Raw genomic sequence first — 18067 nt, forward strand, 5'->3', positions numbered from 1 at the left:
GGGAGTAGAGTCGCGCCCTTCAGCCCGGCCAGGCCATGATCAGCTCGGCTTCTCCGGTATTGGGGTCAATGCCGTTGCCGATCACCTGGAATCCCTGCTGGCGGTAGAAGCCGATGCTTGGCAGGTTGGCGGCATACACCGCCAGTTCCAGGCGTGAGCGCCGCTCGCGGGCATCGGCCAGCAGCTGTTTGCCCACGCCCTGGCCCTGGTGCTGCACACTGACGAAAATCGCTGCCAGCTGATCCTCATGCAGGCAGTAGAAACCCAGGAGCTGGCCGTCGCGTTCGGCCACTCGGGTCTGGGCATGGGGAATGTAGAGGTTGCGCATGTCCTCGACTTTGGCGCGCCAGAAATCGGGGTCGACAAAGTGGTGGGCCTGGATCGAGGCGTCCAGCCAGAGCGCCAGCAACGCTTGCAGATCGCTGCTTTGAAAGTCCCTGATCAGCATGTTTGGGGGCCTGTCTGTTTGAAATGTGCGCCGCACGCTACCCAGGTGGCGGCGGTCTGTCCAATGGTTGAGAGTCAAGGAAGTATTCGATGCTGGAAAGCAACCGCACCATCACCCTCTCGGGGGAGCAGGCCCTGCAAGCCCTGGCGGAACTGGAGTTCGTGTTGATCTCGCTGCACAAGATGGGCGCCTACTACAGGGATAAACCCGTGGCCGACTACCAGCGCGCCACCACCGATTTCATCGATAACCAGCAGGTCACCCAGCGCCTGGCGCAGGTGCGCAGGATTCTCAGCGAGCCCTTCGACCGCACCCTGGGGGAGGACGACATGGACGACATCGAGCGTCATGTGCAGGGGCTCGAACTGTGGCGCCCCGAGTAACCGCGCTGTCATTACCTGTCGTTTTTCAAGGAACCTGTCGTGTCCCGCATCAGCCTCGCCACGGCGACCCCCACCACCAGCCTGGCGCTGGTCAAGTTTCTCCATCAACGCCTGGGCCTGTCCCTGAGCGTTGCCCAGGGCTATCTGCGCCGTGGCGCCGAGGGTTTCTTCTACAGCGCCAAGCTGTTTCACAACGACCATGTAGAGCGCGAGCAGGAACTGCGCGACATCCTCGCCTTCTTCAACAACGCTCAGGTGCCGCTGCTGATTGTCGAAAGCGACCCCGATGAGGAGTGGAACGGGGTTGCGCCCGAACCGTTGCAGGACTGCGCGATGCCCCAGGAGCACTTGTTCAATCTGCTCCAGGCCTATGAAGAGGATTATCAATAAGGCCCGGGAGCGGGCCTGTAGCCCCCAACTGAATGCGAGGTTTTCCTAAAGTTCTGGGCCCTGGGGTCGAGACTTTGGTGCTGTCCGTTGATCAATAAGGATATTTCGTGTTCAAAACCCTCCTCAGGGCCGCCGCCCTTATCGCCACCCTGGCGCTGACCGGCTGTGTCTCCTATAGCGTCACCGGCCCGCTGGGCGCGCCGCTGCATCCCGCGCCCATCAGCAGCCCGCGCACTGCGCAAATTGCCGATGTGCAAGTCACCGCTCCCGGTATCGACGAAGCCACCCGCACCGCCATCAGTCGTTCCCTCACAGCCCAGCTGACCCCCTACGTCAAGAGTGCCGGCTACTTCCGTCAGCTCAGCGAATTCCCCACCCGCCTGGGCGAGGAGGACGTAGTGCTGAAGTTCAACATGACCTCCCTCAAGGGCCACCGCGCGCCTCACCCGGGCTACCTGCCTGGAGCCTTGCTGACCCTGACCGTATGGATCTGGGTCAACGGGCCGATCTACGTCGATAGCTTCGACCTGGCCGGCGAGCTGTCGATCGTCGACCGCAACGGCCAGGAACTGGCCAGTGCCAAGGAGCAGCTCAAGTTCGAGCGCAACGTCGGCTTGTACGGCCGTGAGTACTGGGCCCCGACCCAGGGCGCCAAGCAACTGAATGAACTGGTTGCCAAATTGCTCGACAACGCCAGCGCCCGGTTGGCACAACGCTAAGATCAAGGAGAGACACATGTTGGTTTCCATCAAGCACGTCCTGGTGCTCGGCGCAGTGCTGCTGAGCGGCTGCGTGTCCTACTCGCAACACGAACTGACAGCCGTCGGCACCTGGCCTCCGGCGGCACAGACCACCGAGCAAAAGCCCAGCGCGTTTGTTCGCACCACCGCCATGTACCAGGTCAACGGCGGCCCGGCCAATGCCGCCGCCGGCGCTCCGGCGGCCGCCTGGGAAACCGTGGTGGCCGACGCCTACCGCCAGTCCGGGCGCTTTGCCCGGGTCAGCACCGACAAGGTCGAATCGGACCTGTATGCCGAAGCCACCCTGTACAACAACGAACAGTTCAGCATGGCCTCGGCCATCATCACTGGTGCCACCTTCTTCGTGATTCCGTCCACGGCCAAGAACACCTTCACCCTGGAGACGGTGTTCAAGGACAAGGACGGCAAGGAACTGGGGCGGATTCGCAAGAGCGAGTCGGTGCGCACCTGGATGCAGTTGCTGCTGATCGTCGCCATTCCTTTCCAGGCGGACACCCGCGACGTGGTCCAGCAACTGGCCCGCAGCACCCTGGATGAAGCGGTGCAGCGCAAATTGCTGTAAGCCTCGCGCCGCTGGCAGGCCGCAAACAAAAACGCCGCGGGCCCTGATCGGAGCCCGCGGCGTTTTTTTTTCGGATGCGGTTTATTTCAGCGCTGCGCCAACCAGTAGGCATGCAACTGCCGCGCGGCAGGTTCGATGGCCGCGATCTGCTGGCGATGCTGCTCCAGGTTCAGGTCGGCGGGCAGTTCGAAGTTGTCCTGTTCGGCGCAGTCGATGATCAACTGCAGCGCCTGGACCTGCGGCGCCGGCATCTCCGGCCAGTTGCCCACGGCCACCCCGCGCAGGTAGCCGAAACACCATTCTTCGGCCAGCAGCAGGTTCTGGCCCTGGTGTTCGGTCTGTTCGAAGCGCGCCTTGAACGCTTGCGGGGCCTGGGTCAATTGCGCGGCCAGGGTGTTGATGTGACGCACGCACAGGTCGATGAACTGCCGGCATTGCTCCGGGGTTTCCCAGGCCGGGTTTTCGCCGCCCCAGATGCCCGGGAACCATTCGGCGATATCGACTTGAGCCGGGCCCGACACCAGCGCGGTGAAGTAGCCGTCCAGCTCGCAAGGATTGAGCACCGAGTGGTCGTCGCCGTACTGGAGCAGGGTGTCTTCGATCAGCTCGAAGTCGGCGGCGTTCAGTGGGGTGTTTTGCATGAGGGGAGTCCTGGAAAAAGCAGCGGCAAGTTTCCAGCTTTGAGCCACAAGCCGCAAGCCTGCTGCTTGTAGCTGAAACTTGCCGTCAGGTATCGCGCAGCAAGTCCTGGGCATCGAGCAGGCGGTAGGCGATTTCCGGGCGGTTCTCCATGGCCCGGCGGATGGCGGCGGGAATCGACTGTCGGGTCTTGCGACACAGGCCGGGGTGCTCGGCCAGGGCGATCGTGATACCGCGCATGCTGCGCACTTCGTTGTCGCTGGGGGTGATCTCCACACGGACCCCCAGTTGCTGGTAGATCCGTCGCTGCATGTGCTCCAGGTCCGCCAGGTCCTTGAGATTCTCCAGGCGTTCGAGCAGGCGCTTTTCCTCCTGGCGCGTCAGATTGAGGATGCGCAGGTCGGCTCCGGGGGTGTCCAGCAACTGCTCGCGCTCGCAGATGCAGGCGCCGGGCGGACAGGGTTGGCGAAGGGCGAGGCTGGTGTTCATGGGAAAACATCATAGCGAGCCGGACGCGGCGCGCAGAGAAAAATGTGCGCGAGGGCGCATCCGTTTCCTAGGCTCATTCGCAGGATTGTTGTCTCGGCGTTAAAGGGGCGAACTGATGAGCATGGAGATCCTCGACATGAAGTCTTTGCGGCACCTGCCGCTGGCCGCCCTCAGCGACGAATTGCAGTTATTGCCGCGGCTGCTGGCGGGCGAGCAGCGGGCCTTTCGGCAGCATCAGGCCGCCGTGGCCGGGGTTGAGTCACCGGATGCTGGATTGTCCTGGTCGGCCTGCCCCGCAAAGCCCTTGCGGTTGGCGTCATCTCTTTAGTTCTCCCAATCAACCAGAAGAGTGGTTTCGAAATCCTGGCCACCGTAAAAAAGGCCCAAGATGACAACCTTCCGGGTCTCGACGGCAAAGGCGATCACGACCCCCTTGCGATAGTGTGTGATACGCAGGCCGGGGCGTATGTCATCCCGCTGGTTTCCCCGTTGAGGAAAGGTCTGCAGCGTTTGGCAATGGCTCACGATGGCGTCGGTATAGCGCTGGGCAATGTTTGGCGAGGCTGCCGTGGCTATATAGCGATAGAGCGCGGTTAGCTGCTCCAGAGCTTCTGGAGCAAATTCGACGGTGTGCGTCATTCCAGTTTGTTGCGGGCGTTCTGGTGCTCTGCTGACAACCGAGCACGGACCTGATCGACACTGAGTGTGCGTGAAGCGTCCGCTTTCAAGGCATCGTAGGCGGTTGCCACTTGGCCGGTGAGCCAGCTTTCCATGGCTCGATCACGAGCCATCAATGCCCGCAGGCCATCGCGTATGACTTCACTTTCGCTGGCATATTCACCAGTAGCGACTTTGGCTTTCACCGCGTCGGCCATCTGGTTTGGCAGGGTGATGCTGAATTGCTGAGTGCTACGCATGGGGAGTTTCTCCAGCTGAGTAGGATTTAATCCTACCCTCGCGCCGAGCAAAATGCATAGAACCCCTCATGCATGGGCTGTACCCGTCCGACTGAAGGTTGTACTCCTCTAGCCGCGTCGCGCCATCAACAGTACCGACGCCGCCCCCGACAACAGCACCGCGCAGCCGCGATTGAACAGGCGCTTGCCCCGGGGTTCGGCAAACCAGCGGCGCAGGTGCAGGCCCATGTAGGCGTAGGCGCAGATGGCGATCCACTCCAGCCCCAGGAACAGTGCGCCCAGCATCAGGAACTGCGGGCCCATCGGCTGCGCCGGATCGACGAATTGCGGCAGGAAGGCGGTGAAGATCAGGATCGCCTTGGGGTTGCCCGCCGCCACCAGGAATTCCTGGCGGGCCAGGGCCCACAGGCCGACGCGGGCCGGGTCATCGGCCACGTCATTGCCGGGGTTGGCACGCCACAGTTGCCAGGCCAGGTACAGCAGATACCCCGCACCGAGGATCTTGATGGCATGGAACAACAGTTCCGACGTCTGCAGGACCACCGCCAGGCCGGCGGCGGCCAGGGCGATCATGGCGGCGAAGGCCAGCAGCCGGCCGCTGCCCGCCAGGCAGGATTGTCGATAGCCATAACGGGTGGCGTTGCTCACGGACAACAGGTTGTTCGGGCCAGGGGCCATGTTCAGGGCGAAACAGGCGGGGATGAACAGGCTCAGGGTGGCGAGATCCATACAGTCTCCGGGACAAGGCAAGGGAACGGGCCCACGCCATCGGCGACCTCGGGGCTGGCCGGGAGGTTGTTGCGGCGGGGGTCGATAAAATACGGGCCGCGTCGGGCGGGAGGCAAGTGCCTGGTTCGCGGTGCATCAAGGCTTGGCCAAGGTTGAGCGGGGAGGAGAGGCAGTGACAGTGATCGGGCAGGGCGACGGCAAGCCCCTCTCCCGGTGCCGACAGGGAGAGGGGCAAGGCACTCAGTTGATATTGATGTAGGGGTCCCAGTCGCAATAACCCACCACCTGGTTGTCACTGTCGACAATCATGAAGGCCCAGGTATAGGTGATGCTGCCTTGGCGCACGGCGCGGCCTTCCCAATAGAAGTTCTTGACGCTCTGGGCGATGGGCTGCCCGGATGGATTGCTTTGATTGATGATCGGCATGGGCGTGTGGTTCAAGACCACCGGGGTGATGTCTTGCACGTAATTGGGGTTCTGTTGCGTCACAACCGGCGACGTCTGGGTGTACTGATACAGCAGCACCGTGTGGTACAGCCCCTCGGACAGGCTGGTGCTGCGCCAGTGGATCAGGTCGCCCTCCTTGAGGTTGACCGACAGTTCATCCGTACCTTCGCCGACTGGGGCGTTGTTGCGTCTGGCAACCATGTAGATCGCCTGACTGGAGAGCCTTACCCCGCCGGTGGTGAAGTTGTAGAGGTGGCTGGGCTGCGTCGGGTCGCTTTTTTGCAGGTTGAATGTTTGGCCGCTGTCGAATTGCTTGCCCTGGCTATTGAGAATGGTGTCCACATCAATGGTGACCATGATGTCGATGATGTTGTCGTTCATGTCCAGCTCCCTGCTGTCGCGTTAGATGCCTGGAGTGCCCAGGCAAACAGGCAATCGAGTTTCCGGGCGCGGCCACTGAGCATCGGTACCCGGGCCCCGGTTTGCCGGGCTTCGAGCTTGATGCACTTCCGTGAAGTCGCGAGTGGAATCTAGATCCTCAAGACGCTTAGTCAAATGGCCCGCTGTAAAAAGAGTGAGCACAAGACGAGCGGTGCAAGGCCAGGGGCAGGCGTCCGCTTGGGCGCCTTCGATCAGGCTGCGCCCAGGTGCTGGTCGAGCCATTGCGCCGCCTGAGTGGCATGGCTCAGGCCCAGGTCGTGGTCGGCCCCGGGCACGATGCGCAAGAGGGCTTGTGGCAACAGTCGGGCCAGACGCTGACCCACCGCCACCGGGCTGATGGGATCGCGGTCGCCCCACAGCAGCAGTACCGGCATGGGCAATTCCCCCAGGCGCGGGCCGAGGTCGCTGTGGTCATCGACAAACCAGCGGGGCAGTTGCGGATAGGCCACGGTGTAATCCTTGCGCCAGTTACTGGCGCCCAGGTCGGACATGTCGACGCCGCCGGAGGTGACGCTTAACACCAGATGGGTGATCAGCTGCGGCCGCGCCAGGGCCGCACGCACCGCGATGATGCCGCCCATGGACTGGGCCACCAGCGCGGTGGGCTGGTCGATGTGTTGCAGCACCAGGTCCACCAGATCGTCCATGCCCTGCACATCAGCCCGCGCCGGGGTGTCGCCAAAACCCGGCCAGCCCAGGTGCACCTGGCGCGCCGGATGGCGCAGCTGCGCGGCCAAAGGTTGCCAGAATTGACGATTGCCCGAGGCGCCGGGCAGGAACAACAGTTGTTGGGGGGCTTGGGGCATGGCATCGCTCCGGGTCCATGGGCGGTGGGTTGAACCCTCGCGCTGACAGCAGGGTCGCGCGCGGCGCTAGAAAGTACGGTGCTCGGGTTGCGCGAGCAAGCGCTGTATCAGGCGACCGCGGCTCGCCATGCCGCCGCCCCGGGATCGGCCGCCAGGGTTTATCATGCTGCGCTGCCGCCCGTTGCCCGCGCGACCAGGGGCTGCACTTTTCGCCCACCGTGGAGGCGCCCGCCATGCCCGATCTGCAAAAGCCTGCTGCTATCCCTGAGTTCCCCGTGTGCCACGCCCGTGGCGGCACCTCCACCGGGCTGATCCTGGCCCGCGAAGCGCTGCCCCGGGACGAAGCCCTGGTGGAAGAACTGCTGCGCCACCTGATGGGCGTGCCGCTGCAGGGCGAGTGGCCGGGCAACACCCAGATCACCGGCCTGGGGCGCGGCGGGCCCACCAGCAACAAGGTGTTCATCGTCGAGCGCCGCCCCGGCGAGACACGGATGATCAGCACCCTGGCGCAACTGGCGGCGGGCAAGAGCGCCATCGACTGGAGCGTCAACTGCGGCAACATGTCCGCGGCCCTGCCGTTGTACGCCCTGCAACGCGGCTGGCTGGAGCCCGGGGAGGGCGGTGGGCAGATCGAGATCTACAACAGCAACACCCAGACCACGATGTATGCACGCCTGAGCCTGCGCGACGGTCGGCTGCTGAGCGACACGCGAATTCCCGGGGTCAACGGCGTGTTTCCCGGGGTCGACCTGTTCCTCGACAAACCGGTGGGCGCCAAGACCGGCGCGCTGTTTCCCACCGGGCAACGGGTCGACCTGCTGGACGGCATTGCCGCCACCTGCATCGATGTGGCGGTGCCCATGGTCATCCTGCGCGCAGCGGACCTGGGCCAGACCGGCGAGGAAACCCCGGCCGAACTGGACGCCGACTTGCAGTTCAAGGCGCGCCTGCTGGACCTGATGGTGCAAGGCGGCCTGCGCATGGGCTTGCGCAAGCGCGATGGCAGCCTGATGAGCGCCGACGACCTGCGGCGCAGCGAAACCATCCCGAAGATCTGCATCGTCAGCCCGGCGCGAGAAGGCGGGGATATTGCCACCCGCTACTTCACCCCACAGAACGCCCACCCGTCCCTTGCGGTGTCCGGTGGCTGCTGCCTGGCGGCGGCCTGCCTGGCCGAGGGCACTGTGGCCCATGCCATGCTGGCGCGGGCACCGGTGATAGGCGAAGAGCCGGGCGAGTACCCACTGGCGATTGAAAATCCCGCCGGGGTGCTGGAGACCCTGATCAACGCCCGGCTGGCCGGCGGGGAGCTACTGATCGACGGCGCCGCCTACCGGCGCAGCGCGCAGATCCTGTTGCAGGGCAGCACACCGCTTTACAACGCCTCGCCCGAACTGACCGCCGCCCTTGGCGCCGCACACCGCGCATGACCCCACCCCGAATCCGCCTCGTGTAGCCGCTGCCGAAGGCTGCGAACGAGCCACAGGCTCGCGGCGATCCCCCAACCGCCGAGGCCCCTGCGGTGCCTTGCGCAGCCTGCGGCAGCGGCTACAGAGGTGTCCGTGACGCCAGCGCCAGCATCCGCTTCATGTAGCCGCTGCCGAAGGCTGCGAACGAGCCGCAGGCTCGCCAGCGATCCCCCAACCGCCGAGGCCCCTGCGGTGCCTTGCGCAGCCTGCGGCAGCGGCTACAGAGTTGTCCGTGACGCCAGCGCTAGCATCCGCCTCGTGTAGCCGCTGCCGAAGGCTGCGAACGAGCCGCAGGCTCGCCAGCGATCTCGCAAACCGATGGGGTCTTGCGCAGCTCCACCCGCAGCTCAGGCGGGGCCCTGAATGCCAAAGGCATATCAGCGAGCCGCGCCGCCATCGGGAAGAAACGGCGGCACCTTCTGCCGCAACAACTGGATCAACTCCGGGTCCATGAACTCGTAATCATCGGGAATGTTCAGGCACACAATCTGCTGCTCGCGCAGTTGCGCCTTGAAGCGCTTACGCAGTTTTTCCCGGTGCCGGGTTTCCATCACCACAATCAGCCCGGCCCATTGCACCAGCTCCGGACCCAGGGGCACTTCGGCATCGTGGTTGAGCCCCGCCGAAGCGGTTTCGATCCCCGGCCAATCGGCGAACAGCTGCTCGGCGGTGGGGCTGCGCAGCTTGTTCTGGCTGCAGACAAACAAGACATTGAGCATTGGGCCGAACTCCTTGGCACCGACGCCCGGCCCGTGGAGGGCAGGGCAAAGGCGCTGATTTTTCGGGGCTTTTACTGCACTGTCCAGCAACTTGTGGCGGGCCGAACAAATTGCATTGGTCGGCGCCAGTTGCCCGCCATGCGCCGCGCCTGCGAAACTGCCAGCCCCTTTACTCGCATCGCCCAGGCCATGTCCGTAGCGCTGTTCACCTCACCCCATCTGGGCCTGGCCCTCAGGCGCTGGCGCCTGTTGCACCGGGTCAAGCAACAGCACGCCGCCGAACTGTTCGGCGTGGCGCAGTCGAGCATTTCCCGTTGGGAAAACGGCCAGCAAGCCATGGAGCCGGCGGAGCGTGCGCGCCTGGAGCAACTGCTGGCGGCCAACCTCAGCGCCGCTGCCGATCAGGCCCTGGCGCGGCTGGTGAACGACAGCCCGCGCGCCGTGCACCTGGTGTGCGACCTGACCCATCGCCTGCTGGCCTGTTCAGCGACCCGCGCCGGGCAGTTCGGCGTGCCCTTGAGTGAGCTGCTGGGCCAATCGCTGTGGGGCTTCTGCACCGAGGAAATCGTGCGCAAGGAAGCCGCCCTGGATGACCTGGGCTGGCGCGAAGTGCTGGCACCGCCGTCCGTGGAATTCTTCAGCGGCCACAACGATTCGGCCATCGTGCCCATCGCCCCCAGCCAGTGCCGCTGGACCCGCCTCAACCTGTCCGACGGCAACGCCGTGCGGCTGGTGGAAACCCTCTGAAGCGCCTGTCGAGGCCACGCCACGCATATTTTATCCGTGGACCGGGCTCCGGCCGCTGACTAGTCTGGTAAGCCATCGCCCGCCGCCCCACGGCGCGGGCCTCGTTCACTTGCAGCAGGCTTGTCCATGACCCCCGAACTTCTCAGCGGCCGCCTTGAATTCCTCCGTGAAGCGGAAAAACTCAAGGACGTGCTGCGCAGCGCCCACACCTCCAGCGGCCGCCAGGAAAGCACCGCCGAACACAGCTGGCGCCTGTGCCTGATGGCGCTGCTGTTCGAAGACCAACTAGGCGAACTGGACCTGCTGCGGGTGCTGAAACTGTGCATCGTCCACGATCTGGGGGAGGCCATTCACGGCGACATCCCGGCGGTGGCCCAGGCCGGCCATCCGCACAAGAGCCAGCAGGAGCGCGACGACCTGCAATTTCTCGCCCGGTCCCTGGACGCCCCGGCCCGCCAACGCCTGCTGGACCTGTGGGATGAATACGAAGGCGCCGCCAGCGCCGAGGCGCGCACGGTCAAGGCGTTGGACAAGCTGGAAACCCTGTTGCAACACACCCAGGGCCAGAACCCGGCGGACTTCGACTACCGCTTCAACCTCGGCTACGGCCGCCGCTACACCGATGCCAGCCCGTTGTTCCAGGCCCTGCGCCAGCAGATCGACATCGACACCCAGCGTCGCCTGAACGCCCAGGGCTAAGCCGCGGTTCAGGATGTGCGGTGTTTGCTTTATGCGGCGTTGAACAGCCTGAGCATCGCTCGCCAGAGGATGAACAGGCTCCAGGCTCCAGGGGGCAGGGCGCCCGCTGCGAGCCTGGCACCTGTCATGGTTTTTTTCTGCCAGGGTCATCAAGCGAAGCTATTTTTACCTTCGCTTGTCCTTCACTACGCTTTTCAAACGCCCATCCCTCCTAGGGCCCCAGTCGAGCGGCCGGGCAGGGATGATCGAAGGAGTGACCCATGTCCAACGAATCTAAGTGCCCGTTCAAACACACCGCCGGTGAAGGCACCAGCAACCGTGACTGGTGGCCCGGCCAACTGAACCTGAAGATCCTCCACCAGCACTCGCCGCTGTCCGACCCGATGGCCGAGGACTTCGACTACGCCGCCGAATTCAAGACCCTGGATCTGGCCGCGGTGAAGCGCGACCTGCTGGCCTTGATGACCGACTCCCAACCCTGGTGGCCGGCGGATTTTGGCCACTACGGCCCGCTGTTCATCCGCATGGCCTGGCACAGCGCCGGCACCTACCGCATCGCCGATGGCCGCGGTGGCGCCGGGGGCGGGCAGCAGCGCTTCGCCCCGCTCAACAGCTGGCCGGACAACGTCAGCCTGGACAAGGCGCGGCGGCTGATCTGGCCGATCAAGCAGAAATACGGGCGCAAGATCTCCTGGGCCGACCTGATCATCCTCACCGGCAACGTCGCCCTGGAATCCATGGGTTTTAAAACCTTCGGCTTTGCCGGTGGCCGCCAGGACGTCTGGGAGCCGGAAGACCACGTCTACTGGGGCAGCGAAACCACCTGGCTCGGCGACCAGCGCTACAGCGGCGACCGCGAGCTGGAGAACCCCCTGGGGGCGGTGCAGATGGGCCTGATCTACGTCAACCCGGAAGGCCCCAACGGCAACCCCGATCCGCTGGCGGCGGCCCGGGACATCCGCGAAACCTTCGCCCGCATGGCCATGGACGATGAAGAAACCGTGGCCCTGATCGCCGGCGGCCACACCTTTGGCAAGACCCACGGCGCCGGCCCCGCGACCCACGTCGGCCCGGAACCGGAAGCCGCCGGCCTGGAAGAGCAGGGCCTGGGCTGGAAAAGCAGCTTCGGCACGGGCGTTGGTGGCGACGCCATCACCAGCGGCCTGGAAGTGATCTGGACCACCACCCCGACCCGCTGGAGCAACGACTTCTTCGACCACCTGTTCGGCTTCGAATGGGAACTGACCACCAGCCCCGCCGGCGCCCACCAATGGCGGCCCAAAGCCGGCGCCGGGGCCGACAGCGTGCCCGACCCCCACGACCCGAATAAACGCCGCACGCCGTCGATGCTCACCACCGACTTGTCGCTGCGCTTCGACCCGGCCTACGAGGCGATCTCCCGGCGCTTCCACCAGCACCCCGAGCAACTGGCCGAAGCCTTCTCCCGGGCCTGGTTCAAACTCACCCACCGCGACATGGGCCCGCGCGCCCGCTACCTGGGCCCGGAAGTGCCGGCCGAGGAACTGATTTGGCAAGACCCGATTCCCGCCGTGAACCACCCGCTGATCGACGCCCAGGACATCCAGCAGCTCAAGGGCCAGATCCTCAACTCGGGTCTGTCCGTGGCGCAACTGGTGTCCACCGCCTGGGCCTCGGCCTCGACCTTCCGCGGCTCGGACAAGCGCGGCGGCGCCAACGGCGCGCGGATTCGCCTGGCCCCGCAGAAAGACTGGGAGGTCAACCAACCGCAACAACTGGCCCAGGTGCTGCGCGCCCTGGAAGCGGTGCAGAGCGCCTTCAACAGCGCGCAAAGCACTGGCAAGCGCGTGTCCCTGGCGGACCTGATCGTCCTTGGCGGCTGCGCGGCGGTGGAACTGGCGGCGAAAAATGCCGGCTACAGCATCAGCGTGCCCTTCGCCCCGGGGCGCATGGACGCCAGCCAGGAACAGACCGACGTCGAATCTTTCGCCGTGCTGGAACCTGTGGCCGACGGCTTCCGCAACTACCTCAAGCCGGTTTCCGGCGTCACCGCCGAAGCCCTGCTGGTGGACAGAGCACAACTGCTGACCCTGACCGCCCCGCAACTGACCGTGCTCCTGGGCGGCCTGCGGGTGCTGGGGGCCAACGTCGGGCAATCGCCCCACGGCGTGTTCACCGCGCGCCCGGGCACCCTGAGCAACGACTTCTTCGTCAACCTGCTGGACATGGGCACCCAATGGAAACCCCAGTCCGAGGCCCGCGACCTGTACGAAGGCAGCGACCGCGCCACGGGGCAATACAAATGGAGCGGCACCCGGGTCGACCTGCTGCTGGGTTCCAACTCGCAACTGCGGGCCCTGGCCGAGGTGTATGCAGCGGCGGATGCGGGGGAGAAGTTCGTGAAGGACTTTGTTGCGGCCTGGGACAAGGTGATGAACCTGGATCGGTTCGATCTGCGCTGAGAGGTTTGCAAACCGGGTAAAACGACAACGCCTCCCTAGGGAGGCGTTGTTGCACCTGCAGCGCCCGCCCGACACTTTATTTGGTCTTGAGGTACTCATTGAGAAACGCCTGGGCATCGCCATAGCTGGACAGGTTGCTGTCATAGCCCACCTTCAGCGGCTTGGCCTCACCCGGCAGATGCAGCTCGCCATAGCCTTCCTGAAGCAGCAGCACCACGAACTTCTGCCCGTCCACCTGAGTGAAGTAACGGGTGTCGCGGTCGGTTTGCTCCACGTTCATTTTCTGAATGCGCATGTTCCAGTCGTGGTCGGCGTCTTCCACCTGCACCAACGCCTGATTGGCGCTGCGCTCACCGATGCGCAGGGTCCAGACCTTCACCCCGTGCGGCCCGGTGTAGGCCAGGATCTTGTCCGCGACCTGTGGCCGTTCCTCGGCCTGGGCCAGCCCGGTTCCCAGTACCCACGCCATGACCCACGCGGCCGCCCAACGGTAATAAAGCTGCATCCTTCTAGCTCCTGAACATGAAAAGGGGCGGTTATTGAAGCCGACCCATGCGGCGCTGCCAAGCACCCAAGGCAACAGGCGGGCTAAAAAAACCGGCGCACACGCTGGACTCACCCGCCACCGACCTGTCGCGAACAGCACACTCTTTGCGCCCTCGGCTAAATACAGGTCGCAAGCGTGGCGAGGCAAAGCGTCGCCACCGGTAGTCTAAGAGCACCACCCGGGAGACTTTCAATGATTCGACGCGCTTGCTTGGCCGCTCTATTGACCATGACTGCCACAACCGCCTTTGGCGGCCCTGGCTACGATCATCTCTATGCGTTCGGTGACAGCTACTCTGACAATGGCGCGGGTGAAACCTTCACCCGAACCATGGCCGCGCAGAAGGTCAAAGATGCACAGGAGCTGCCCGGTTCGTTGTATTGGCAGGGACGCTGGAGCAATGGTCCCACCGCGGTCGAGCACTTGGCGCAGGCCTTGAAAATCCCCTTGACCGACTACGCCATTGGCGGCGCCAAAAGCGGCAACGGCAACTACTACGCCTGGATGCAGCCCTCTCGCGACACCGGGGTTTTCGGGCAAATTGCCGATCACCTGAAGGCCGCTAAAACACACAAGGCGGATCCGGATGCGCTGTATTTCATTTTCATCTCAGCCAATGACTTTTTTGAATGGGCCGACTTCGCGCACCCAGAAACGATCGACGTGCTTGGCCAGAACAGCGTGGCGAACATACAGAAGAGCACCGAGACGCTGATCGCCGCAGGGGCGAAGCACCTGATGGTGGTGGGGACCACGGATTTGAGCCATGTACCGGCTGTGGTGCAGGGCAATCAAGTCAAGAACGCAACGCACTACCAGCAGATACTCGAACAAAAACTGCCCGCCGTGCTGACAACACTGGCTAACGCCCATCACGTGAGCATTGGCTACTTCGACCACCTGGCCTTCAGCAACGCGCTTCGCGCGGTACCCGAGGTGGCGGGCCTGAAAGATCTGGATACCCCGTGCCAAGCCACCTACCCGGACGTCAAACCCGTGTGTGCGGATCCGGATGCCCATTACTACTGGGATGAATGGCACCCGACCCGCAAAGTCCACAGCCTGGCCGCCGAGGCGATGCTTGAAACGCTAAAAGCGAGCCGTTGAGGTTTTCTATCCGCTCGATAGCCGGTCAGCACTGCCCGGCTATCGAGCCCATGGACATGCGCGCCGGAACTGAAACTGCGCTGGCCCGGGTGGTTGCCGTGTTCGGTGCGGCGCAAGCGCACTGTGCTTATCTGTTTGCTAACCGCCGCGCCAATCGCATGAAAGTGCTGGTGCATGATGGGTTTGGCATCTGGCCGGCTGCTCGCCGATTGAACCAAGGCAAGTTCCACTGGCCAGGCATTCGCCAAGGCCCTGAACTCGAGTTGAATATCGAGCAACTTCAGGCCTTGGTGTTGGGTTTACCCTGGCAACGCATGGGCAGTGGCGGTGCGCGTTCATCGACTTCTTACGGATCAACTCCGGGAAGCCAGGCAAGCGGCCAGTGTGTCGTTATTTGCAGCGGCAACGAAAGAGCGATGAATTGTGTCTCAATCCGCACGCGCCCCTGTGAGTCGGTGCGTTCCCCCAGAATTACCGGCAGCCTCCTGCAACGCGCGAGAGCATCAGCCACACTTATGTGCAGCAATTTAGCGATGACGCGCGCAGCATCTCGGATGCGATCAGCCGGACACGTATCCAGCTGAAGATCGTATTCGGGAAAAAAGTCGCGTGAAATGCCTGGCAACGGGTGTTGATCCACGCACCGACCGCTGTAGAACTCGCCCCGATCTAGAAAGGCGTCTCGCTCGGCGTAGTGTTCAAGCGCAGCGGCATAGTCCTCAAGTTGTGAGAGCGGCTGCTGACGCTTCTGTACGCTCAGTACATCTACAAAGTCGGCAGCTTCAAGGCAATACGAAAGGCCGTGCGCTACGGCAAAGGCCGGCATTTGCTCACCGTTCTCGCCGGGTACGCTTTTCGATTCTTCCTCGGGCGAAGAGAGGTAAAAGCGAGCTTCGATCAGCGGTGCTCCGTCCTTGACATAGACCCATGAATAGCGGCTCCAGACATCGTCATTGCTATCACAGGTCGCAAGGGCTTCGATAACGTCACGAAGACTTAAAAGTAAAAGCATGTTAAAAATTCCCCCCACCCAATGCACCATATTCTACAGAGCCAATTGAGGTGTCCCACAGCTCTCTGAAGGTTGTTCATGCCTTGACAATGCCATCAGGATGGGACGGCCAGACGCATACTGTGCTTCTGCGCGACGCTGGCAATCGAAGCGCCGGGCTGGGTGCATTCTTGGCCAACCTGGGCCTTGAAGGATTAGGAATAGGAACGGCGTTGTGGCTGCATGGAAAGACCCGCTTAAAAGGCTAGAGAGGGTGTCCGCTTAAATTGAGGTCTACACCATCGCCTTTGGCGTCGGGGTCAGGAAGGTGTGTTGCCCAGACGCTTACCGATAAAGTGACCCGCCTCAAAGCGCCTGACGCACAAGCTGCGCCTCTGCACATTCCAGCCCGCGATCGCGCCCCGATTCAAAGGCTGCATTTTCAGGACGAATACCCCATGAGCCAACTCACCGCACTGATCGCCCAAGCCCAAGCCGGGCTGTCGGTCCAGCAAAACATTCCCCAGGAACGCTGGGAGGCCATTGCCACCCAGTGCGGCGCGGCGGAAATCGCCGAGATCAAAACCCGCATCGCCTCACTCAAGGCCGCCAGGGAAGCCGTCGAAGACTGGGACGGCGACACCCGCGATGACCTGTATTTCGCCATCGCCGACTTCACCCGCCTGCTGGAATTGGCCAGCGCCCACGCACAAGGTGCATGAACATGCCGATTGACCGCACAACGGATTATTTCGAGAGCAGCGAGGGCGCCGTGCGCCTATGGATAGAGCAGGGCAGTGCCATTCATCTCAAGGCCATCAGCCCGCACAACGACCCGGTGGAACTGACGGCAGAACAGGCCCTGGAACTGGCCCAGGCACTGCAACGTTTGGCCGGCCGCCTGGCCGACTGAATGAGCGCCACGCTGCGGCTGACGCACCCCTGGCGCCCGAGCCCACTCAGATAAAATCCGCCGGCTCGAAGCGCTCGCGGGTGTCCATGCGGATAGCACGCAGGCCCAGCGTCTGCAGATGGGACTCATACAGCCCCAGGGCGCAATAACTGATCAGCAAGCTGCGGCGGCGAGCACCACTGGGGTTGAGGCTGGCCCCATGCACCAGATCGGCATCGAACAGCAGCACGTCCCCCGCATTGCCCGCCAACTGCACCACCCGGGATTCATCACTGAAATCGAAGGGCGCCAACCGCTCCCCGGGGCGATGACTGCCGGGCACGATGCGCGTCGCGCCATTGGCCGGCCCATAGTCATCGAGATAGACCAGCGCCGTGACCCGGTCACCGAGGCGCTGATCCGACAGATCCCGGTGCAATACCTGATGACCGCCCCCCGCCAATGGCTCGCGGCCCTCCACCTGAGCTAGAAAAAAACCTTCCCCGATCAACTCCCCGGCTACCGCCAACAGCGCCGGCAAGCGACACACCGCCTGCACCCGTGCATCCAGATCCACCAGCGCATGACGCCAATCGTGGCCCCGAGGCACCGGCCATTGCTCAGGCCCAATCACCCCCGCCTCGAAGGTCGCCCGCAGCTCATCTAGCCAGTCGGCGGGCACCGCCTGACGCAGCAACAGGTAACCGTTTTGATGGAGTTGTTCGCGGTCGATCATGGGGGGGCAGATGTCCTTATCCGGGGTGGGGGAGAGCATAACGGCTCGCTAATCCAAGCGACATAACCGGCTACGGTTTAGCGGTTGCCCCAGCGTGAGCAGACCGCCTAGTCTGCTGCGGTCGCTGCAAAATCAGCGACCGGGCCTGAGAACCCGATCAGATGCAGGCACATTATTGATCAGGGGGTTTCAATCATGTCTGCCGGTAATCTGTCCGTAATTTGCTGCTGTTCCTTTCGCCTTCCTCCGCTCAACAGCCTCTGCTGCCAGACCTTGGCGGGAGGTGCACGATGAGCCATTCAAACTCCATCAAAACCCAAGGTTTTGTCACCTTTGGCCAATGTGCCGATCCTGAACTAACGTTGTTTCGCGTCAATGCGGATGTGCCTTTGCAGCAGGCGCTGGAGCAGGCTTCGACGTTGTTGTACTACGCCAAGAAGTTAGCGCTGGATGCTGCTATGGAAGAGCAGGGGGAGCGGTATGCGTGGGCTGCGTATTTTTTGGCGGAGATGGGGAAGGCGGTGATTGATGATGTGTGTTTGGGGCTGGCGACAGAAGTGATTCGGAGTTGAGGCGACATCATATGAGGTAGATAGAGACGTCGCTTACTACTGGTCGATAAGCGACGTCTTTATGGTTTGAAAGAGCAGATTTCGGCTAGTCTTTAACTTGTTGCCAGCAGGGTCAGCCCAAGGGCTCCTCCAGTA

At 63.2% G+C, this 18067-nt stretch carries 25 protein-coding genes and 1 pseudogene; 14 read left to right on the plus strand and 12 right to left on the minus strand.

All coding sequences use genetic code 11. The features are described from left to right. Window positions 1-19 precede the first annotated feature (19 nt). The gene (locus tag LOY69_RS13550; protein WP_181430935.1) at window positions 20-448 is read right to left on the minus strand and encodes an N-acetyltransferase; all 429 of its coding nucleotides are present in this window, start codon (window positions 446-448) and stop codon (window positions 20-22) included. Between the two features lie 89 nt (window positions 449-537). Between LOY69_RS13550 and LOY69_RS13555 the strand changes: the two genes are divergently transcribed. From LOY69_RS13555 to LOY69_RS13570, 4 genes are all read left to right on the plus strand, one after another. Beyond that, the gene (locus LOY69_RS13555) at window positions 538-831 is read left to right on the plus strand and encodes a hypothetical protein (RefSeq protein ID WP_110653538.1); all 294 of its coding nucleotides are present in this window, start codon (window positions 538-540) and stop codon (window positions 829-831) included. A gap of 39 nt (window positions 832-870) precedes the next feature. After that, window positions 871-1221, plus strand: a complete 351-nt coding sequence (locus LOY69_RS13560) for a hypothetical protein (protein WP_102879710.1) — start codon at window positions 871-873, stop codon at window positions 1219-1221. Window positions 1222-1328: 107 nt separating this feature from the next. Continuing rightward, window positions 1329-1940 carry a hypothetical protein gene (locus LOY69_RS13565; RefSeq protein ID WP_110597001.1) on the plus strand — a complete coding sequence of 204 codons (612 nt, stop codon included), beginning with the start codon at window positions 1329-1331 and terminating at the stop codon, window positions 1938-1940. Between the two features lie 16 nt (window positions 1941-1956). After that, window positions 1957-2544 carry a hypothetical protein gene (locus LOY69_RS13570; protein WP_110597002.1) on the plus strand — a complete coding sequence of 196 codons (588 nt, stop codon included), beginning with the start codon at window positions 1957-1959 and terminating at the stop codon, window positions 2542-2544. A gap of 86 nt (window positions 2545-2630) precedes the next feature. Here the strand turns inward: LOY69_RS13570 and LOY69_RS13575 are convergent, their stop codons facing one another. After that, the gene (locus LOY69_RS13575) at window positions 2631-3185 is read right to left on the minus strand and encodes a UPF0149 family protein (protein ID WP_265074734.1); all 555 of its coding nucleotides are present in this window, start codon (window positions 3183-3185) and stop codon (window positions 2631-2633) included. A gap of 85 nt (window positions 3186-3270) precedes the next feature. Beyond that, the gene (locus tag LOY69_RS13580) at window positions 3271-3672 is read right to left on the minus strand and encodes a hypothetical protein (protein WP_123393887.1); all 402 of its coding nucleotides are present in this window, start codon (window positions 3670-3672) and stop codon (window positions 3271-3273) included. A gap of 115 nt (window positions 3673-3787) precedes the next feature. On the opposite strand from LOY69_RS13580, the gene LOY69_RS13585 reads away from it, so the two are divergent. Continuing rightward, complete coding sequence (locus LOY69_RS13585; protein ID WP_265074735.1) at window positions 3788-4000, plus strand: hypothetical protein; 213 nt, start codon at window positions 3788-3790, stop codon at window positions 3998-4000. On the opposite strand, the gene LOY69_RS13590 is transcribed toward LOY69_RS13585, so the two are convergent. The 5 genes from LOY69_RS13590 to LOY69_RS13610 form a co-directional block, all read right to left on the minus strand. After that, the gene (locus LOY69_RS13590; RefSeq protein WP_265074736.1) at window positions 3997-4311 is read right to left on the minus strand and encodes a type II toxin-antitoxin system RelE/ParE family toxin; all 315 of its coding nucleotides are present in this window, start codon (window positions 4309-4311) and stop codon (window positions 3997-3999) included. The genes LOY69_RS13585 and LOY69_RS13590 overlap by 4 nt on opposite strands. Then, the gene (locus LOY69_RS13595) at window positions 4308-4589 is read right to left on the minus strand and encodes a type II toxin-antitoxin system ParD family antitoxin (RefSeq protein WP_102879703.1); all 282 of its coding nucleotides are present in this window, start codon (window positions 4587-4589) and stop codon (window positions 4308-4310) included. The genes LOY69_RS13590 and LOY69_RS13595 overlap by 4 nt, the downstream gene beginning before the upstream one ends. 108 nt (window positions 4590-4697) lie before the next feature. Further along, window positions 4698-5318: a LysE family translocator gene (locus LOY69_RS13600; RefSeq protein ID WP_265074737.1), complete on the minus strand. Its 621-nt coding sequence runs from the start codon at window positions 5316-5318 to the stop codon at window positions 4698-4700. Window positions 5319-5558: 240 nt separating this feature from the next. After that, window positions 5559-6146, minus strand: a complete 588-nt coding sequence (locus LOY69_RS13605; RefSeq protein ID WP_170004248.1) for an AidA/PixA family protein — start codon at window positions 6144-6146, stop codon at window positions 5559-5561. Window positions 6147-6397: 251 nt separating this feature from the next. Beyond that, a complete protein-coding gene (locus tag LOY69_RS13610) occupies window positions 6398-7012 on the minus strand; it encodes an alpha/beta fold hydrolase (RefSeq protein WP_265074738.1) in 615 nt (204 codons plus the stop codon). Window positions 7013-7245: 233 nt separating this feature from the next. Between LOY69_RS13610 and LOY69_RS13615 the strand changes: the two genes are divergently transcribed. Continuing rightward, complete coding sequence (locus tag LOY69_RS13615; RefSeq protein ID WP_265074739.1) at window positions 7246-8442, plus strand: PrpF domain-containing protein; 1197 nt, start codon at window positions 7246-7248, stop codon at window positions 8440-8442. A gap of 416 nt (window positions 8443-8858) precedes the next feature. Here LOY69_RS13615 and LOY69_RS13620 read toward each other — a convergent pair whose 3' ends face one another. After that, window positions 8859-9200 (minus strand): low molecular weight protein tyrosine phosphatase family protein, encoded by a 342-nt coding sequence (locus LOY69_RS13620; protein ID WP_265074740.1) that lies wholly within the window; start codon window positions 9198-9200, stop codon window positions 8859-8861. Between the two features lie 189 nt (window positions 9201-9389). Here LOY69_RS13620 and LOY69_RS13625 point away from each other — a divergent pair, with 189 nt between their 5' ends. The 3 genes from LOY69_RS13625 (at window position 9390) to katG (ending at window position 13087) form a co-directional block, all read left to right on the plus strand. Then, a complete protein-coding gene (locus LOY69_RS13625) occupies window positions 9390-9947 on the plus strand; it encodes a helix-turn-helix domain-containing protein (RefSeq protein WP_265074892.1) in 558 nt (185 codons plus the stop codon). A 126-nt stretch (window positions 9948-10073) separates the two neighbouring features. Next, window positions 10074-10646: an HD domain-containing protein gene (locus LOY69_RS13630; protein ID WP_265074741.1), complete on the plus strand. Its 573-nt coding sequence runs from the start codon at window positions 10074-10076 to the stop codon at window positions 10644-10646. Between the two features lie 260 nt (window positions 10647-10906). Next, on the plus strand, window positions 10907-13087 hold the full coding sequence (gene katG / locus LOY69_RS13635) for a catalase/peroxidase HPI (RefSeq protein WP_265074742.1): 2181 nt from the start codon (window positions 10907-10909) through the stop codon (window positions 13085-13087). 76 nt (window positions 13088-13163) lie between these two features. Here the strand turns inward: katG and LOY69_RS13640 are convergent, their stop codons facing one another. Next, window positions 13164-13592, minus strand: a complete 429-nt coding sequence (locus tag LOY69_RS13640) for a hypothetical protein (RefSeq protein ID WP_265074743.1) — start codon at window positions 13590-13592, stop codon at window positions 13164-13166. A gap of 234 nt (window positions 13593-13826) precedes the next feature. On the opposite strand from LOY69_RS13640, the gene LOY69_RS13645 reads away from it, so the two are divergent. Both LOY69_RS13645 and tnpB read left to right on the plus strand, forming a co-directional pair. Next, complete coding sequence (locus LOY69_RS13645; protein WP_265074744.1) at window positions 13827-14741, plus strand: SGNH/GDSL hydrolase family protein; 915 nt, start codon at window positions 13827-13829, stop codon at window positions 14739-14741. Between the two features lie 50 nt (window positions 14742-14791). Next, a pseudogene (tnpB, locus tag LOY69_RS13650) lies at window positions 14792-15046 on the plus strand (IS66 family insertion sequence element accessory protein TnpB); the annotation flags it as partial. A 41-nt stretch (window positions 15047-15087) separates the two neighbouring features. Here the strand turns inward: tnpB and LOY69_RS13655 are convergent. Then, window positions 15088-15753: a hypothetical protein gene (locus tag LOY69_RS13655; protein ID WP_265074929.1), complete on the minus strand. Its 666-nt coding sequence runs from the start codon at window positions 15751-15753 to the stop codon at window positions 15088-15090. A 437-nt stretch (window positions 15754-16190) separates the two neighbouring features. Between LOY69_RS13655 and LOY69_RS13660 the strand changes: the two genes are divergently transcribed. Continuing rightward, window positions 16191-16454: a hypothetical protein gene (locus LOY69_RS13660; protein WP_265074745.1), complete on the plus strand. Its 264-nt coding sequence runs from the start codon at window positions 16191-16193 to the stop codon at window positions 16452-16454. Between the two features lie 2 nt (window positions 16455-16456). Next, complete coding sequence (locus LOY69_RS13665; protein WP_258379786.1) at window positions 16457-16645, plus strand: DUF6360 family protein; 189 nt, start codon at window positions 16457-16459, stop codon at window positions 16643-16645. Between the two features lie 46 nt (window positions 16646-16691). Here the strand turns inward: LOY69_RS13665 and LOY69_RS13670 are convergent, their stop codons facing one another. Next, the gene (locus LOY69_RS13670; RefSeq protein ID WP_265074893.1) at window positions 16692-17360 is read right to left on the minus strand and encodes a phytanoyl-CoA dioxygenase family protein; all 669 of its coding nucleotides are present in this window, start codon (window positions 17358-17360) and stop codon (window positions 16692-16694) included. A 290-nt stretch (window positions 17361-17650) separates the two neighbouring features. On the opposite strand from LOY69_RS13670, the gene LOY69_RS13675 reads away from it, so the two are divergent. After that, window positions 17651-17932 (plus strand): DUF3077 domain-containing protein, encoded by a 282-nt coding sequence (locus LOY69_RS13675; RefSeq protein ID WP_265074746.1) that lies wholly within the window; start codon window positions 17651-17653, stop codon window positions 17930-17932. Window positions 17933-18067 lie beyond the last annotated feature (135 nt).

This window comes from Pseudomonas sp. B21-059 (assembly GCF_026016285.1).
GTDB classification, from domain to species: Bacteria; Pseudomonadota; Gammaproteobacteria; order Pseudomonadales; family Pseudomonadaceae; genus Aquipseudomonas; species Aquipseudomonas danubii.

Bases quoted from the DNA above. Each gene is read 5' to 3' on its own strand.
- LOY69_RS13610 (WP_265074738.1), bottom strand. From the start codon at position 7,012: ATGCCCCAAGCCCCCCAACAACTGTTGTTCCTGCCCGGCGCCTCGGGC.
- katG (WP_265074742.1), top strand. From the start codon at position 10,907: ATGTCCAACGAATCTAAGTGCCCGTTCAAACACACCGCCGGTGAAGGC.
- LOY69_RS13595 (WP_102879703.1), bottom strand. From the start codon at position 4,589: ATGCGTAGCACTCAGCAATTCAGCATCACCCTGCCAAACCAGATGGCC.
- LOY69_RS13570 (WP_110597002.1), top strand. From the start codon at position 1,957: ATGTTGGTTTCCATCAAGCACGTCCTGGTGCTCGGCGCAGTGCTGCTG.
- LOY69_RS13630 (WP_265074741.1), top strand. From the start codon at position 10,074: ATGACCCCCGAACTTCTCAGCGGCCGCCTTGAATTCCTCCGTGAAGCG.
- LOY69_RS13590 (WP_265074736.1), bottom strand. From the start codon at position 4,311: ATGACGCACACCGTCGAATTTGCTCCAGAAGCTCTGGAGCAGCTAACC.
- LOY69_RS13640 (WP_265074743.1), bottom strand. From the start codon at position 13,592: ATGCAGCTTTATTACCGTTGGGCGGCCGCGTGGGTCATGGCGTGGGTA.
- LOY69_RS13620 (WP_265074740.1), bottom strand. From the start codon at position 9,200: ATGCTCAATGTCTTGTTTGTCTGCAGCCAGAACAAGCTGCGCAGCCCC.
- LOY69_RS13660 (WP_265074745.1), top strand. From the start codon at position 16,191: ATGAGCCAACTCACCGCACTGATCGCCCAAGCCCAAGCCGGGCTGTCG.
- LOY69_RS13645 (WP_265074744.1), top strand. From the start codon at position 13,827: ATGATTCGACGCGCTTGCTTGGCCGCTCTATTGACCATGACTGCCACA.
- LOY69_RS13580 (WP_123393887.1), bottom strand. From the start codon at position 3,672: ATGAACACCAGCCTCGCCCTTCGCCAACCCTGTCCGCCCGGCGCCTGC.
- LOY69_RS13585 (WP_265074735.1), top strand. From the start codon at position 3,788: ATGAGCATGGAGATCCTCGACATGAAGTCTTTGCGGCACCTGCCGCTG.
- LOY69_RS13675 (WP_265074746.1), top strand. From the start codon at position 17,651: ATGAGCCATTCAAACTCCATCAAAACCCAAGGTTTTGTCACCTTTGGC.
- LOY69_RS13615 (WP_265074739.1), top strand. From the start codon at position 7,246: ATGCCCGATCTGCAAAAGCCTGCTGCTATCCCTGAGTTCCCCGTGTGC.
- LOY69_RS13600 (WP_265074737.1), bottom strand. From the start codon at position 5,318: ATGGATCTCGCCACCCTGAGCCTGTTCATCCCCGCCTGTTTCGCCCTG.
- LOY69_RS13555 (WP_110653538.1), top strand. From the start codon at position 538: ATGCTGGAAAGCAACCGCACCATCACCCTCTCGGGGGAGCAGGCCCTG.
- LOY69_RS13625 (WP_265074892.1), top strand. From the start codon at position 9,390: ATGTCCGTAGCGCTGTTCACCTCACCCCATCTGGGCCTGGCCCTCAGG.
- LOY69_RS13670 (WP_265074893.1), bottom strand. From the start codon at position 17,360: ATGATCGACCGCGAACAACTCCATCAAAACGGTTACCTGTTGCTGCGT.
- LOY69_RS13550 (WP_181430935.1), bottom strand. From the start codon at position 448: ATGCTGATCAGGGACTTTCAAAGCAGCGATCTGCAAGCGTTGCTGGCG.
- LOY69_RS13575 (WP_265074734.1), bottom strand. From the start codon at position 3,185: ATGCAAAACACCCCACTGAACGCCGCCGACTTCGAGCTGATCGAAGAC.
- LOY69_RS13665 (WP_258379786.1), top strand. From the start codon at position 16,457: ATGCCGATTGACCGCACAACGGATTATTTCGAGAGCAGCGAGGGCGCC.
- LOY69_RS13655 (WP_265074929.1), bottom strand. From the start codon at position 15,753: ATGCTTTTACTTTTAAGTCTTCGTGACGTTATCGAAGCCCTTGCGACC.
- LOY69_RS13605 (WP_170004248.1), bottom strand. From the start codon at position 6,146: ATGAACGACAACATCATCGACATCATGGTCACCATTGATGTGGACACC.